Source organism: Bartonella gabonensis, assembly GCF_903679515.1.
GTDB lineage: Bacteria > Pseudomonadota > Alphaproteobacteria > Rhizobiales > Rhizobiaceae > Bartonella > Bartonella gabonensis.
This window is the reverse complement of sequence record NZ_CAHOYM010000099.1, coordinates 1-1,176: the sequence shown is the minus strand read 5'-3', so window position 1 is coordinate 1,176 and position 1,176 is coordinate 1. Positions and strand designations below refer to the sequence as shown.

Genomic DNA, 1,176 nt, shown 5'->3' with positions numbered 1-1,176 from the left:
ATTGGCTTGTCTTTCTTTTTCTCTTTTGTCTAAACTTTCTAATCTCTCTTCAATTTCTTGCCTTTCTTTCTGCTTTAACCACTCTTTATACCATTCCTTTTGAAGGCGCGTGATAGGGGCTAAAGCGGCTTTCATGGCTGGTGTTTTATATGTTGACGATTGACCAATAAGAGCCCCCCAGAGATTAGGAACAATTGTCCAATCATCATGTTGTTTTGGAGCAACCCGCACGCCATTTCCAATGACAGCAGCCAAAGCACACAGAGCAGAAACAGCAATAAAATCGAGAGGAGCTTGTTGACGCTCTGAAACGTCATAAATATAGTCCATGAATGGCATTGGGAGCTGTAATGGATTAAAAGGTTCGACGGGTAAAAGAGACGGCACAATCGGTTTTAATTCCCCCCAACCATTTTGTTGCAAGGCTTGTTCATAAGGAATGGCTTTTAAACAAGCATTATCATTTAAAGAGGCATTATCGTTATCATTGACGGGAGTATTTTCATTGTTGTTTTGTAAATTACACTCTTTCATAGTTCCCTCTTTTGAGAAAGTAATACGTTATTAAAGTCCATTCCTTTTGGAGCTTGCATCATAAAGACTTCAAAGCCTTGTCTATAAGCCCGCGCAGCGAGGTTAAAACCTGCTTTACGCCCCGCATCATCCCCGTCCATTGCGATTGTCAAACGTCCTTTTGTATGCGGTAAATTCACACGCATCATGCCACTGGTGGAAAGAGACGCCCATACATTCACGGGCTCTGATAACAAACCAGACAGCAGCGCCAGCCCCGTTTCAATGCCTTCACAAATAACCAGATGTTTGGGATTATCTTGACTTAAATGCACAGCCCCACCCATGACAGATCCCAACATGGCTTTGGCGGGTTTCTGATCTGTTTTGCAGCCATTGGTTTGTAAAAAGGTCCTATGAATGGCAAAAGAGCTAGCCCCCTTAACAAGCGCCACCAACGCGGGCAATGTCATTCCTAAGGGGTGTGGACAGTTGTCGTGAAAGCGTAAATCAGCAGGTAATTCACATGTGATCCCCCGCATGCGTAAATAGGTTTCTGCTAAAGTATTTTTAATCGGTTGGCTTTGTTGCCAAATCTCTTTTGCTTTTTCTGCTTTCTGTTTTGCTCGTTTGAGATCAGCACAAAACTGTTTTGAGAAAGAA

The 1,176-nt window shown here is 42.9% G+C and carries 2 protein-coding genes; both read right to left on the bottom strand.

Annotated elements, in window-relative coordinates; all coding sequences use genetic code 11:
- A partial coding sequence (locus HWX04_RS08195) for a DUF3987 domain-containing protein (RefSeq protein ID WP_175869626.1) occupies nucleotides 1–534 on the bottom strand: 534 nt, incomplete at its 3' end.
- Nucleotides 531–1,176, bottom strand: a 646-nt coding sequence (locus tag HWX04_RS08190; protein ID WP_175869625.1) for a DUF7146 domain-containing protein, incomplete at its 5' end; no start/stop codon positions are given. The genes HWX04_RS08190 and HWX04_RS08195, both read right to left, overlap by 4 nt.